A 12,695-nucleotide genomic window follows, 5' to 3' on the forward strand; every position below is an offset into this window, starting at 1 on the left:
GTCAGCTTTCTCTTTGCCAACAAACAACGAAAGTCTGAAATTAAACATAAATACCGGAATTGCGTTATTTATATTCTAACTACACCAATAACGTTTCAATACCTTAAGACCAAGTTCGTACTCCGGATCACTATTATGTGTAATAGTTCTTCATTCACATGGCAATCTCAATATATTCGCTAATACTTAATTTAATGAAACTCTTACATTAAGGAATTAGCTGATGTTAGTAAAACACTTATGGGGTTTATACGTACAACCCAAGGACGAATGGATTGATATTGATACACACCATGAGTCTTTGTTATCGGTAGTCGTGAGCCTGTTTTTCTTTGCGTTAATACCAGCTACATCAGCATGGTATACCGCGTCAGTGACTGGTTGGAAACTTGGCTTTGGAGATACAACCTATTTATCTTCCTCCAGCGCAGGGATAATGGCTGTCGGTATGGTTATTGTGAGTATTGCTATTGTGGCAACGTTTTCGCTGTTTGTGCAGTGGATGGCGGGTAACTTTGGATCATCATCCAGCTTTACTCAAGCGCTAGAGCTAACTACATATACTGCAGCCCCTATTTTTATTACTGGTATCGCAGCTTTGATCCCTGTTGCTTGGGTGATCATGTTAGCGCTATTAGTTGGGGTCGCATTTTCGGTACGGGCTCTATATACCGGGGTGCCGATTATTATGCATATTACTGAAGAACGTGGCTTTATTTATGCGTCATCTTTATTAACGGTTGGGCTTGTATTGTTTGTGGCTTCAATGGGGATTACTGTTGTCATGTGGAGCTTTGGATTAGGTCCACAATTTATTATTTAATTGGATAAACAGTTTTTCATAACAGCGATGAGGGGATGAACATGCATCGCTGTTATTTTTATCGTGTTTATTTGATGTACTATGCTCAAATACTATCACTTGATTACGGCTATCATTCAGGTCGTTAAAATTATAAACGCTAAATTGACTGGCCCCCGCGCCACGCGTTTAATATTCACCGAATATTTTCACTGTTGATCAAACAATACCTCAATAACTTGCTCAATTTTTTCTTCGTTTAATATAGCTGCACCATTTTTCAGCGCTGCGAGCTGGTTATTTTTGTTGTCATGGATTTATTAAACTGTATCTTCGGTGTGAGTTAAGCCTTGTTTTTTTGGCTTTTTGGGGAGTGTGTGGCAAAATTGAGTAAGTAAACCAATGTCTTGATAATGTTTCGATATTCTAAGGAAATTATGACAATCAATTTTCAGGACAACATAATCCATTCTTCCCACTCATCAAAGATTATTCGTAACTACTGCATAATTAAAAGTCTACTTCAAGCTTTGCTACTTCCTGTAACAATGGTTTTAATTTAAAAAAAAGGTCTAAATGATTCACATTATAAGTGATTGCCACTTGGGTAATACGGAAAATGAAACGCACTTAATTAAAGCATTAATAAAAATTGGTGATGATTGTAAGTTTCTATTTGTCATGGGTGATATATACACCTCTCCATCCATAAAAAAATATAATAATTTTAAGAATATTTTAAATGTATATATACCAAATGCTAAAGTGTACGCAATAGCAGGAAATCATGACGATATAAATTTGATGAGAAAATCTTTTTATGGTAGTAATATTCTTATAAAAGAAAAGGTTAGAATCGATGGGATGACGTATTTATTTATTGACTCTAGCCACAAGCCCATAAACAGATTAATGATGCTTGGGTCTGGTAGAGTATCAAATAAAGACTTGTCTAAAATTAAAAAAGAGTCAAGAAAGAAAGAAATAACAATATTAATACACCATCCAATACTAAAAGTAAGTAACTCTAAATGGTTTAATGAAATTGGTATTGAAAATGTTGATGATGTTATTAATAAGCTAAATAAAAACTGTGTGAATATAATATGCGGACATGGTCATGATTTTAACCATAATAAACACAGTACCTTTCAGCAAACGATGTCACCATCAACTGCTTATGGATTTGATTTAACTCTAGATGAATTCATGCGAACAAATAGAACTGGAGCGCTGATTCTAGAATACAAAAATCAGAAAAGTACATTTCAATATGTTAAAACGTATTGAAATGGAAATAGGACTCTGTAGCAAAGTAAACACAAGGTGTTGATAGTGTCTAGATACTCTAAGAGACATTTACTGAGTAAGGGTGTATATAGAAATAACAGGTAGTCGTGAGACTTTTGTGATTATTCAAGATTAAACTTACGATAAGATTGAATAACCAATTAGAGCAAGGATGATGCCACATGGCTATTAATGATAGTGAACAAAAATCGCATAGTAAAAAAATTATAATTGCAGTGATTATTACTGTGTTTTCATTGTGGTATGGACTTGATTTAAACCAATATGCTTCTCTGGAACAAATCAAAGCGTTGCAGCAAACCTCTGGTGAGTATATTAACCAGCATCAAGTATTCGCTATGTTAGTCTTTTTTATTAGTTATGTGGTGATCACGGGGTTCTCATTACCTGGTGCAGTGTTACTGACGTTACTTGGCGGTGGGTTATTCGGTTTTGGTTATGGCTTGTTACTGATCTCTTTTGCTAGTTCTATTGGTGCTACGCTGGCTTTTTTGGTTAGCCGTTATCTACTACGCGATTACGTGCAAAAGAAGTTTGGCGCCCGTTTAGATGCGATTAATAAAGGTATGGAAAAAGAAGGTAACTTTTATTTATTCTCATTGCGTTTGATCCCAGTATTTCCATTTTTTTTAATCAATATTTTAATGGGATTAACTAAAATTAGTACTCGTAATTTCTACCTTGTTAGCCAAGTGGGTATGTTAGTTGGTACGGCAGTTTATGTATGGGCTGGTACGCAACTAAGTGAACTCAATAGTTTATCTGGTATCGCTTCACCGTCGTTATTAAGTGCACTGGTACTCTTAGCTATTTTTCCTTGGATTGCCAAACGTGGATTAGCTATATTTACTCAGCGAAAGCGCTATGCGCGTTGGGATAAACCAAAATCATATGATCGTAATATGATCATTATAGGTGCTGGAGCCGGTGGCTTGGTTAGCGCTTATATTGCTGCAGCGGTTAAATCAAAAGTAACCTTAGTTGAAAAGCACCGAATGGGTGGTGACTGTTTAAATACGGGATGTGTACCTTCTAAAGCATTGATCCGTAGTGCACATGCAGTCGCTGAAATTGGTCGTGCGAATGAGTTTGGTATCGATGCTGAAATTAAAAATATCAATTTTGAGAATGTGATGGGGCGTATTCAGAATGTGATTAAGGCTATTGAACCGCATGATTCTATTGCGCGTTATTCGGCGATGGGGGTCGAATGCATTACGGCTGAAGCTAGTATTATTGACCCTTGGCGTGTGCAGGTTGGTGGACAGATATTAACAACAAAAAGTATCGTTGTAGCAACTGGGGCGCGTCCTATTGTACCGTCAATTCCAGGATTAGTAGATGTACCCTATTTAACGTCGGATACACTTTGGCAGTTAACTGAACAACCAAGTCGTTTATTAGTATTAGGCGGTGGGCCTATCGGCTGTGAGATAGCACAAAGTTTTGCTCGTTTGGGGTCAAGCGTTACACAAGTTGAAATGGCGGGACAATTACTTGGGCGTGAAGATACCGATGCTGTTACTGTTGTGCAAGCCGAGTTGCAAGCGGATGGTGTCATTATATTGTTAGGTAATAAAGTTGAGCATTTTGTGAATGAAAATGATCAATATAGTGCGGTATTATCGAATGGCGATTTCGTTGCGTTTGATCAGGTATTCTTAGCGCTGGGGCGTCAGGCTAATACGCGTGGTTTTGGCTTAGAGGCATTAGATTTAGCCATCACTGATCGCGGTCTAATCGAGATCAATGAATACCAACAAACATCAATCCCTAATATATATGCGGTTGGTGATGTTTCTGGGCCGTATCAGCTAACCCATGTAGCGGCACATCAAGCTTGGTATGCTGCGGTTAATGCCTTATTTGGCTCTGTGAAGAAATTCGCCACGGATTACCGTGTTATTCCTGCGGTTACGTATACCTACCCTGAATTGGCTCGCGTTGGTATGAATGAAAATGAAGCCAAGCAAGCAGGCTTACTCTATCAGGTGACAAAGTATGGGATTGATGATCTCGACCGTGCGATTACTGATGGTGAAACTAAGGGTTTTGTTAAAGTGATCACCGCAGAAAATAGCGATAAAATTCTTGGTGTGACTATCGTTGCTACTCACGCTGGTGAATTGCTGGCGGAGTATACGCTAGCAATGAAATATAAATTGGGGCTGAATAAAGTACTGGGTACGATCCATCCGTATCCAACCATGAGCGAAGCAAATAAATATGTTGCGGGTAATTGGAAGCGTAATAACAGTCCCGAAAAGCTACTCGCCTGGGTTGAGAAGTTTCATCGTTATATGCGTAAAAACTAATATCTGTAATGGATCGTTGTTAAGGTGGGGAGTCTGGACTGAGAAGATAGTATAGTTATAAAAAGATCGTATATAATAACTCGTACTTAATCGACTTTAGTGTACTACGGGTTGTTTGCTATGTTTTCAGGTCGATAGATTCAGGTAGATAATAATTCATGCTCTTACAAAAAAGTCGCTATCATGCGGTAGCTGCTGAAATTCAATTGCAAATTGAACAACGAATATGGTTACCAGGTGATCGTATTCCTTCGATTCGTAAGATGAGTAAAACTCACGACATTAGTCCGATGACTGTTTTAAAAGCGTATGAGCTATTAGAGTCGGAAGGCTGGATTTATGCCAAGATTCGCTCTGGTTATTTTGTTGCTGCACATCTTAACCGTCTTGCAATACCGCAGCCACTTATCCCTCAGATGATCAACCGTTCGATAAAAATTAATGAGCATGTCTTTGAAGTGCTAACCGCTTGTAAACGTCCTGATATCGTTCCTTTGGGTTCTGCTTTCCCTGATCCTGCTTTATTTCCACTGAAACAGTTAGGTCAAGCACTCGCAAAAACCATTAAAACTATGCCTGCACACAGTGCGGTGACTGAGCTTCCGCCTGGTAGCGTGGCATTACGCCGCGCAATTGCCAAGCGTTATATCCGTGATGGCATTGACGTGTCAATTGATGACATAGTGATAACCTCCGGGGCGATGGAGTCGTTGGGTTTGAGTCTTATGGCTGTGACTAAACCCGGCGATACTGTTGCGATTGAATCTCCGGCTTTTTATGGTGTTTTGCAAACGGTAGAACGGCTTCAACTTAAGGCCGTTGAAATTGCGACTGACCCACAGTTGGGTATATCAGTAGACGCACTAACAACAGCTGTAAATCGGCATGATATTAAAGCGTGTTGGTTAATGAGTAAATATCAAAACCCGCTTGGCGCATCGATGCCTGAAGCAAATAAATTAGCCATTCGTAATGTGCTGGCGGAAAATCAGATTCCTTTACTTGAGGATGATGTTTACAGTGAACTATATTTTTCAGAACGTAAACCGAAACCAATTAAAGCGTATGATGAGCAAGGATTAGTATTACATTGTTCATCATTTTCAAAATGTTTAGCCCCTGGTTTTAGAGTCGGCTGGGTAGTAGCTGGTCGCTATGCGAAACAAATCGAGCAACTACAATTGATGACAACACTTTCTGCCGCTGTGCCGAATCAGTTAGCGCTTGCTGAATTTGTTTTACATGGTCGTTATGATATTCATCTGCGTAGGTTAAGGCGACAGCTCGAATCTCGGCAACAGCAAATGCAACATGCCATTGAGCAATACTTCCCTGCGGAAACGAAGATCACGCGACCTAGAGGCGGTTATTTTTTATGGGTTGTTTTACCTGATGATATAAATACTGGTGAGTTACTTAAAATCCTATTGGATAATCATAATATCAGTATTGCACCTGGAACCTTGTTTGCGAGTGATGGTAAATACAAAAACTGCATGAGGATTAATTGTTCCTATTTACTTACTGAACAAATACGCCAAGCGCTTATTACCTTAGCTAGGTGCATCACTTCATACCCAATGTAAATAAAAACTGTTCTAGTATTTATAACGAAAGCATCTGTTATAGGGTAGTTTAGTACTGATCTGTACTATGCTTACAGGCCTTATTTGTGTTTCAATACCTCCGCTAGTTTATAAAAAATCATATCCATTAAGAGATAAATTAATTGGCGCGATGTAAACTTATTTTCAAACCAGTCTGTAAGTTTTTCTATTGTGATAAGTGTTTGATTAAATTAATAAGCGTGAGATAAGTCAGAGGATTATAGCGACTTATTTAGCTTCTTTGATATAATTGAAGATATAAAAATAAGGAGCATTTAATGTCTGAAGAACGCATAAATATAAAAGATATAACCCCTAAAGTTAAACCTAAATATACCAATGTCGGTCCTGATAATCATATTTATGTAAGGAACATGAGTGGTGTATTTCAGCGATTGAGAAAATACGTGGGCTGGTTTTTTATGGTGCTGTTTTTAGCATTACCTTTGTTCCAGTGGGATGGGCATCAGGCGATCCTATTAAATATCGTTGAACAACGCATTCATATTTTTGGTTTAACGATTTTCCCTCAAGATCTCATGTTATTAGCCTTGCTTCTGATTGTTGGCGCATTCGCATTATTTTTTGTTACCGCTTACCTCGGCCGAGTATGGTGTGGTTTTATGTGCCCACAAACTATTTGGACATTTATTTTCATTTGGTTTGAAGAGAAAATTGAAGGTTCAGCAAATAAACGTTTGAAGTTGAATCAAGGCCCTACAACGGCAGATAAAGTAAAGAAGAAAGTGCTTAAGCATACCGCATGGTTAAGTTTTTCACTGTTTACTGGGCTCGCATTTATGGCTTATTTTGTGCCTATTGTTGACCTTTACACTGAATTTTTTACTCTTCAGGCTAGTGGTATTGTGTATTTCTGGGTGCTATTTTTTGCATTCTGTACTTATGGTAACGCTGGCTGGATGCGCAGTATTATGTGTACTCATATGTGTCCATACGCGCGCTTCCAATCTGCGATGTTTGATACCGATACATTTATTGTTGGTTATGATTTTAATCGTGGTGAATCACGTGGTCCGCGTTCACGTAAGGTCGATCATAAAGCGAAAGGTTTAGGTGATTGTATCGACTGTAATTTATGTGTTCAAGTATGTCCTGCAGGTATTGATATTCGTGACGGTCTACAGTATGAATGCATTAACTGTGGTGCTTGTATCGATGCGTGCGATCAAACGATGGAGCGAATGAATTACCCGAAAGGATTGATTCGTTATACCTCTGAGAATGACCTAAATAATAAACCTCATCAGAAAAGTCGATTCAAGTTAGTGGGTTACGGTATCGTAATGACACTCATGACGGTAATGTTTGCTACGAGTGTAATGAGTATTTCGCCAGTTCAAATGGATATTATTCGTGACCGAAATGCATTATATCGTGAAAATTCCGACGGCAATATTGAAAATACTTATACACTTAAGATTATCAATAAGACATCATTCACCCAAAAATACAGTTTATCTGTTATCGACGTGCCTGATCATGAGTGGTTTGGACCCCGTGAAATTGAAGTATTGCCGGGTGAATTATTCGTGCAGCCAGTGAGTTTAGCCATTGACCCATATGATCTGAAACAACCTGTGATTAAAATAAACTTTGTGATTACTGAACAGGGTAATGAGCATTATGTTTTTACTCAACAAAGTCGTTTTATCAGCAAATTATAGTGCCTGCAATAAAGTATAAATAGCTTTATAATCAATGTAAGTTAAAGTAAGTAGCAAGCCCAGTTATACTGGGCTTGCTATTATTGTATCCAATCTAAGATCTGTTGTACGTCTATGATAGTTATTTGGATATAGGTACTCGTATTTTAGGAAATAAAAATGACAGACCTACCTGTTGATTACAGTTTGCTTTCCCCTGACCTTATGTTGGATGCGATAGAATCTACCGGTATCCGTGTTGATTCGGGGTTGTTGGAATTAAACAGCTATGAAAATCGTGTGTTTCAATTTCTAGATGAAGATCGTAAACGCTTTGTGGTTAAGTTTTATCGCCCTGTTCGTTGGAGTGATGAACAGATCCAAGAAGAACACGATTTTTCTCTACAGTTAAAGTCAGCTGATATCGATGTTGTTGCACCGTTACAATTTGATGGTTGTAGTCTATTTATTTATCATGGATACCGCTTTGCTATTTTTCCAAGTACAGGTGGTCGTCCTATTGAAGTGGATAATTTAGATGCACTGGAGTCGGTTGGACGTAACTTGGGTCGCGTTCATCAATTAGCGAACAAGCAACCATTCTTGCATCGACCAACATTATCGATCGCCGAGTTTGTGCAAACCCCAAAGCTGATATTGCAACAGAATAATTTTGTACCTAAGCAATTAGAAACATCATTTTTTGATGTTTATGATGCGTTGGAAAAAGAAATTACGTTGCAATATAAGCCTGATTCTCATCAGCTAATTCGCTTACATGGTGATTTACATGCGGGCAATATATTGTGGCGTGATAAGGTCACAATATTGGATTTTGATGATTGTCGTCAAGGACCTGCGATACAAGATATATGGATGATGTTACACGGTGATCGCCATGAACAATTATTACAATTGGAAGTGATGTTAGAAGGTTATGAAGAATTCTGTTCTTTTGACCCAAAACAGCTGAAGCTAATTGAACCACTACGTGCGATGCGTATGATGAACTACATGGGATGGATTGCTAAACGTTGGGATGACCCTGCTTTTAGTCGTCATTTTTCTTGGTTTACAGATGAACTGTATTGGAAACAGCAGGTCATATTTTTACATGAACAGATTGATAATATGCAAAAGTCGCCGTTATCTCTCATTCCTAATTACTAATTACTAATTTTTTGTACAGTTAATAACGTCTAATTTAAATTTTCAGGAAGGAAAATAATGAAAAAATTATTTATATTGATCACTGCAATGTTATTTTTACCATTTGCGAATGCTGCACAGTTTAAAGAAGGTGTGCATTACGATGTGATCGCTGAGCAGGCAACATCAAAACCGCAAATTGCTGAATACTTTTCGTATTATTGCCCACACTGTTTTAAGTTCGAACCTATCATGACAGATGTGACAAAACGTCTTGCTGGTACCGATATTAAAGTAGAAAAAAATCACGTTGCTTTTATTGGCCGTGAAATGGGTATTGAAATGCAAAAAGCATTTGCGACTGCAGAGTTGTTGAATGTTGAAGGTCAAATGTCACCTGCTATCTTTACTGCGATTCATGATCAAAAGCGTCGTTTCTCTGGCCGTGATGATATCCGTACAGTATTTACTGACGCAGGTATCGATGGCAAGAAATTTGATGCCGCAGTGGATAGTTTTGCTGTGAATGGTAAAGTAGCACGCATGGATAAAAATACGGCTAAGAAGAATATTCGTGGTGTACCAGCATTAATCGTTAATGGTAAATACCAAATTAATATGGGTAGTATTCAAGCGCGTGGTGAAGAGTTCAACGTTAAGCTAACCGAACTGATTAAATACCTAGCAGCAAAAACGAATTAATTTATGTCTCGATTTTAGGTATTTTAAAAGGACGCGATTGCGTCCTTTTTTATTAGAATTAATATTTTAGCTTACTTTTCCCAAACAATTTTATCTTGGTGGTTTTCTTCGTAGAAAGGTTTAAAACGACTTTCTAGTTCATGACGCTTAAATTTAAGTGTTGGTGTTAATAAACCATTATCCACAGTCCATTCATCTTTTAAAACAATGATATGCCCAATGCGTGAGTGTGATTCTAATGATTTATTAATATGCTGGCGTGTTTCTTCAAGGTTAGTTGTCATGGCTTCTTGACCTAGTTCACGCGCTTCTGGTGATAGCACCACCAATGCAACTGGTTGTGTTAAGGCTGTACCGGTAATACAGATCTGCTCAATATTCGGATTCTCACCAAACTTACATTCTATCGGCACTGGTGTTACGTATTTACCTTTTGAAGTCTTGAAGATGTCTTTTACGCGCCCGGTTATTTTCACATAACCATTGCTATCAATTTCACCTTTATCACCAGTTTTGAAGTAACCTTCTTCATCGAATGATTCTTTGGTCTGCGCTTCATCTTTGTAATAACCAGTCATGAGACCATCACCTTTCACTAAAATTTCGCCAATCTCAGAGATTTTTAGATCAACCCCCGGGCCTGGTTTACCAATAGTGCCTATTTTTTGTGGGTTAAACGGGTGGTTAAATGTGCCGTAAGCGAGGTTTTCTGTCATGCCCCATGCTTCGGTAATATTTAAACCAAGGCGTTCGTACCATTTTAATAATGATGGTGATACTGCAGCTGAACCACAGCCAAGCATACGAGCATGCTGTAAACCTAGACCACGTTTAATTTTAGCTCTTACTAAACCATTAACAAATGGGATTTTTAGTAGGAAGTTAAGTTTATGTGCAGGCATTTTTTGTAATACGCCCATTTGGAAACGAGTCCATAGACGTGGTACAGAAATGAACAACGTTGGCTCTACAGACTGAATATTACTGACGAAGGTATCAAGTGACTCAACAAAGGAAACCACACCTTCACCGGCATAAATACTACTACCTTCAATATAAACACGTTCAGTAATGTGTGCTAGTGGTAAATAAGACAGTAATCTGTCGCCTGGAATAATGCCTAAGCTAGAGACAATATTTTGTGATGCTGATTTGAATGCAGCAAACGTGATCATTACGCCTTTCGGATTACCAGTACTACCTGAGGTATAAATAATTGACATTAAGTCTTCAAGGTTGATGTGTGCTGGTGTTGCTAATGGCTGGTGTTGCTCTAGCAGATCATTCCATTTATATTGACAAGCAAGTGTTTCATAAGGATAACTAATGGTAATTACGTCTGCAGGTAGTTTCCCTTCTAGGCTTTGGTAGTTATCTAACTTACCAATAAACAGTACTTTTGCTTCACTGTGATCTAATACATAGTTGATTGTTTTTGCATTTGCTGTTGAATAAATTGGCACGCTAATGTAACCCGCGTACATGATTGCTAAATCGTTAATAAACCATTCGGCGCTATTTTTTGCCAGAATTGCTATTTTGTCACCTGGTGCTAATCCAAGTGATTGCAGTGCTTGAGCAATACGTTTTGTTTGGTCAGCAACTTGAGACCATGTGAACTCGTGAAATGTCCCATTAATAGGTTGGCGTAAATATACCTCATTGGCACGATGCTTTTCCCAGTGCAATAAGGCATCGAGAGGTGTGTTTAAGTTTAGTGCTAATGTGCTCATATGTGGTCCCAAAAAAAGATTAATGCAACAATGCCTTAACAGTTATAGCATGTTACACCTTGTTCCGTTTAAGATTAAAGCAAAAGTGAGATCTCAATATCATTTTAGAACTAAAGCTCTATTTTTGGCAGTTTTTATATCTTTTATTACCCCTAAAGCGTTATTTTGTTGGGGTGTTTTAAAATAACAATGAAGTAGCCCACAAAATCATGATTATAATATTGTAGGCTTAACTGTTACCACTGTTGCGCCTGTGTTGTATCTGTGTTGTGTCTGTGTTGTGGTGTTGTTTCGTTTGTTTGTTCTGCGTAAGGGTTAAGCTTCCGTCATTGGTTGCCCATTATGAAATGGTAGCTTAAATTTACGGTGATTTTCACGCCACCTTGTAGTTTGTGTGTCATCTAAATAGCGTCAACGCGAATAGCAACTAATACAGTACTGATTACCATTAATACGAACGAGGGCAGAAAATTAATCATTAAGCTGTGCCTGATTAAGTTTTTCTAATTCCTGATCTTTATTTATCCATAATTCATTTATCCATTGCTGGAAATTAGTCTGAAAGGTTTTGTCATTGAGATAATCACCCATATAACTTGCGTTAATTTCTTGAGTGGTAATTTGTACTTGGATCTGTTGTACCTGACAGCTAATAAATTCCCAAAAAGTTGGAATACCTTGCGGGTAGTAAATCGTCACGTTGACAAGGGTATCAAGCTGGCCATTCATCGCATCGAGAGCAAAGGCGATACCCCCTGCTTTAGGTTTTAATAAATGACTGAATGTTGATGCTTGTTGGCTGTGTTTATGCTGAGTAAAGCGAGTCCCTTCAACAAAATTCATGACACTGACGGGTTTATGTTTGAACTTTGCACAGGCTTTTTTAGTTGTTTCAATGTCTTTACCACGCATGTGTGGGTTCTTTGCCAAAAACTTTTTGCTGTAGCGTTTCATGAATGGAAAGTCGAGTGCCCACCAAGCCAGACCTAAAAAAGGTACCCAGATAAGTTCTTTCTTTAAGAAGAATTTTAGAAACGGGATCTTACCATTCAGTACTCGCTGCAAAACTAGAATATCAACCCAAGATTGATGGTTTGAAATGACCATGTACCACTTATTTAATGACAGTCCTTCTGCACCATTTACTTGGATATTTGGGTTACCAATTAGTTGTTGGGTTATCCCGTTCACAGATACCCAGTTTGAAGCACAGCCATCAAGTAAATGATTCAGTATTTTTTGTGCAGTTTTAAACGGAATAATACTTTTTAACAGCGAAAAAATAACAATAGGGATCAACCAAAATAGGGTATTTAACAGGTAACAGATAAATGCAATGGCGCCTGCCACCTTTTGCGTGAATGTCGATAACATAATATGGCCTTGGTGTGATGTGAGATGAAATGATAAAA

The 12,695-nt window shown here is 38.1% G+C and carries 9 protein-coding genes; 7 read left to right on the forward strand and 2 right to left on the reverse strand.

Annotated features, from left to right (window positions below):
* Positions 1 to 223: 223 nt before the first annotated feature.
* The 7 genes from HWV02_RS00160 (at position 224) to HWV02_RS00190 (ending at position 9,550) form a co-directional block, all read left to right on the forward strand.
* Positions 224 to 823 (forward strand): Yip1 family protein, encoded by a 600-nt coding sequence (locus HWV02_RS00160; RefSeq protein ID WP_211689390.1) that lies wholly within the window; start codon positions 224 to 226, stop codon positions 821 to 823.
* A gap of 555 nt (positions 824 to 1,378) precedes the next feature.
* Positions 1,379 to 2,092: a metallophosphoesterase gene (locus HWV02_RS00165; RefSeq protein ID WP_211689392.1), complete on the forward strand. Its 714-nt coding sequence runs from the start codon at positions 1,379 to 1,381 to the stop codon at positions 2,090 to 2,092.
* A 182-nt stretch (positions 2,093 to 2,274) separates the two neighbouring features.
* The gene (locus HWV02_RS00170; RefSeq protein WP_211689394.1) at positions 2,275 to 4,428 is read left to right on the forward strand and encodes an FAD-dependent oxidoreductase; all 2,154 of its coding nucleotides are present in this window, start codon (positions 2,275 to 2,277) and stop codon (positions 4,426 to 4,428) included.
* 158 nt (positions 4,429 to 4,586) lie between these two features.
* Positions 4,587 to 6,014, forward strand: coding sequence for a PLP-dependent aminotransferase family protein (locus tag HWV02_RS00175; protein ID WP_211689395.1), 1,428 nt, complete (start codon positions 4,587 to 4,589; stop codon positions 6,012 to 6,014).
* Between the two features lie 299 nt (positions 6,015 to 6,313).
* The gene (gene ccoG, locus HWV02_RS00180) at positions 6,314 to 7,720 is read left to right on the forward strand and encodes a cytochrome c oxidase accessory protein CcoG (RefSeq protein ID WP_211689397.1); all 1,407 of its coding nucleotides are present in this window, start codon (positions 6,314 to 6,316) and stop codon (positions 7,718 to 7,720) included.
* A gap of 159 nt (positions 7,721 to 7,879) precedes the next feature.
* Entirely contained in the window at positions 7,880 to 8,869 is a 990-nt protein-coding gene (locus HWV02_RS00185) for a serine/threonine protein kinase (protein ID WP_211689399.1), read from the forward strand.
* 57 nt (positions 8,870 to 8,926) lie between these two features.
* Positions 8,927 to 9,550 (forward strand): thiol:disulfide interchange protein DsbA/DsbL, encoded by a 624-nt coding sequence (locus HWV02_RS00190; protein WP_211678002.1) that lies wholly within the window; start codon positions 8,927 to 8,929, stop codon positions 9,548 to 9,550.
* Positions 9,551 to 9,621: 71 nt separating this feature from the next.
* Here the strand turns inward: HWV02_RS00190 and HWV02_RS00195 are convergent, their stop codons facing one another.
* Entirely contained in the window at positions 9,622 to 11,283 is a 1,662-nt protein-coding gene (locus tag HWV02_RS00195; protein ID WP_211689401.1) for an AMP-binding protein, read from the reverse strand.
* A gap of 471 nt (positions 11,284 to 11,754) precedes the next feature.
* Entirely contained in the window at positions 11,755 to 12,657 is a 903-nt protein-coding gene (locus tag HWV02_RS00200) for an acyltransferase (protein WP_211678004.1), read from the reverse strand.
* Positions 12,658 to 12,695 lie beyond the last annotated feature (38 nt).

Source organism: Moritella sp. 28, from assembly GCF_018219435.1.
Taxonomy (GTDB): Bacteria; Pseudomonadota; Gammaproteobacteria; order Enterobacterales; family Moritellaceae; genus Moritella.